General features: G+C 63.0%; 3 protein-coding genes. All 3 read left to right on the top strand.

Annotated elements, in window-relative coordinates:
- Positions 1-1,035: molybdopterin-dependent oxidoreductase (locus tag WBB85_RS02910; RefSeq protein WP_432637124.1), on the top strand; the 1,035-nt coding region annotated here is incomplete at its 5' end.
- A gap of 2 nt (positions 1,036-1,037) precedes the next feature.
- Positions 1,038-1,433 carry a hypothetical protein gene (locus WBB85_RS02915; RefSeq protein WP_432637125.1) on the top strand — a complete coding sequence of 132 codons (396 nt, stop codon included), beginning with the start codon at positions 1,038-1,040 and terminating at the stop codon, positions 1,431-1,433.
- Between the two features lie 24 nt (positions 1,434-1,457).
- Positions 1,458-2,296: NADH-quinone oxidoreductase subunit NuoH (nuoH, locus tag WBB85_RS02920; protein ID WP_432637126.1), on the top strand; the 839-nt coding region annotated here is incomplete at its 3' end.

The raw sequence follows: 2,296 nt of genomic DNA on the forward strand, positions 1-2,296 counted from the left end.
GCCTTCAGCCTGAAGCAGTTGATCGAAGGGCAGGGTGGCACGGTCGAATGCCGCACCGACGGCGCAAAACTGCCTGCGGGCAACCGGTCGGCCTATGTCGGCACCGCGACGATCGAGGATATCGACAATGCCAAGTTCATCCAGCTTGTCGGAACCAACCCGCGTGTCGAAGCGCCGGTTCTGAACGCCCGTATCCGCAAGGCATGGGCGAATGGTGCCAAGGTCGGTCTGGTGGGCGAGGCGGTCGATCTGACCTATGATTACGCCCATGTCGGCACCGACCGCTCGGCGCTCTTCTCTCTTCTGGGTCACAAATACGGCGCGGTTCTTGACCAGCCCTCGGTGGTGATCGTCGGGCAGGGCGCGATCCGCGAAGCCGATGGCGCTGCGGTTCTGGCCCATGCGATGAAACTGGCCGAGGCGACGCAGTCAAAGCTGATGGTGCTGCACACCGCTGCGGCCCGCGTTGGCGCGATGGATGTGGGGGCCGTGACCGAGGGCGGGCTTCCTGCCGCCATCGACGGGGCCGAGGTGATCTACAATCTCGGCGCGGATGAGGTGGATATCGCCGCCGGTGCCACCGTCATCTATCAGGGCAGCCATGGGGATCGCGGCGCGCACCGGGCCGACATCATCCTGCCCGCCGCCGCCTATACCGAGGAAAACGGCCTTTTCGTCAACACGGAAGGGCGGCCGCAACTGGCCATGCGGGCGGGCTTTGCGCCCGGCGAAGCAAAGGAAAACTGGGCGATCCTGCGCGCGCTCTCGGCCGAACTGGGCGCGGTGCTGCCTTGGGATTCTCTGGCCGCTCTGCGCAAGGCGCTGGTCGCGGCGCATCCGCATCTGGGTGCCGTCGATCAGGTGGCCGGGAACGACTGGCAGCCGCTGCAGATCAAGGCAATGGGCAAGGCGAGCTTTGTTGGCGCGGTCGCGGATTTCTATCTGACCAACCCGATTGCGCGGGCCTCGCAACTCATGGCGGAACTGTCGGCGCTGGCCAAGGCGCGCACCGACAAGCCGATGGCGGCGGAGTAAGCATGCGTCACTGGCCCGCGATACCGGTTCTGGCACTCGTCCTGACGGGCGGGCTCTCGGCCTGTACCGGAACCGAGGCGGCGGCCCGCGAACCGGTCTATCGTGGCGGCGACCCCTTGGGCATGGGCGATGATCTCTACGGCTTTCTGGTGACGATGGAAAACGCCGAGGACGCGGCCGAGGTCGAGGACTACGTGACCTGTGTCGTCGCGGGCTATGCGATGGAAAAAGAATACGGATTTGCCCGCAAGCTGCGGGTTTATGTGAACGAAGAGGGTGGCGTTTGGAGCGCGGATGCTGTTTACAGCATCACGCCGACACTGCCCCGTGGCGCGAAAATGATCGACGCGGAAGTGACGGCGGCCGATTGCGCCCAACGCGGCATACCAACGGTCTGAAGAAGGACGGAACTGGGGACAAATATGGCAGAGTTTCTGGCAACACCTTTTGGCACGTTCCTTCTGATCGTCGTGCAGGGTTTGGGTATCATCGCCTTCGTGATGCTGTCGCTTCTCTTCCTCGTCTATGGCGACCGGAAGATCTGGGCGGCGGTGCAGATGCGCAAGGGCCCGAACGTTGTGGGCGCCTTCGGGCTGCTGCAATCGGTGGCCGACGCGCTGAAATATGTGGTCAAGGAAATCGTCGTGCCCGCCGGTGCCGACAAGTTCGTCTTCTTCCTCGCACCCCTTCTGTCTTTCGTGCTGGCGGTGCTGGCCTGGGCAGTGATCCCGTTCCATCCGGGCTGGGTTCTGGCCGATATCAACGTGGCGATCCTTTTCGTCTTCGCCGTTTCCTCGCTTGAGGTCTACGGCGTGATCATGGGCGGCTGGGCGTCGAACTCCAAATACCCGTTCCTCGGCTCGCTTCGCTCGGCCGCGCAGATGATTTCCTATGAGGTCTCTCTCGGTCTGATCATCATCGGGGTGATCATCTCCACCGGAAGCATGAACTTCTCCGCTATCGTCGCCGCGCAGGACGGCAATCTCGGCCTCTTCAACTGGTACTGGCTGCCGCATCTGCCGATGGTGGTCCTGTTCTTCATCTCGGCACTGGCCGAAACCAACCGCCCGCCATTCGATCTGCCAGAGGCGGAGTCTGAACTCGTCGCAGGCTTCATGGTCGAATATTCCTCGACCCCCTACCTTCTTTTCATGGCCGGTGAATACATCGCCATCTTCCTGATGTGCGCGCTGATGAGCCTGCTGTTCTTCGGCGGCTGGCTGAGCCCCATTCCCGGCCTCGCGGATGGCTGGTGGTGGAT

It is taken from the genome of Albidovulum sp. (assembly GCF_049646345.1).
Lineage (GTDB): Bacteria > Pseudomonadota > Alphaproteobacteria > Rhodobacterales > Rhodobacteraceae > Albidovulum.

Bases quoted from the DNA above. Each gene is read 5' to 3' on its own strand.
- WBB85_RS02915 (WP_432637125.1), top strand. From the start codon at position 1,038: ATGCGTCACTGGCCCGCGATACCGGTTCTGGCACTCGTCCTGACGGGC.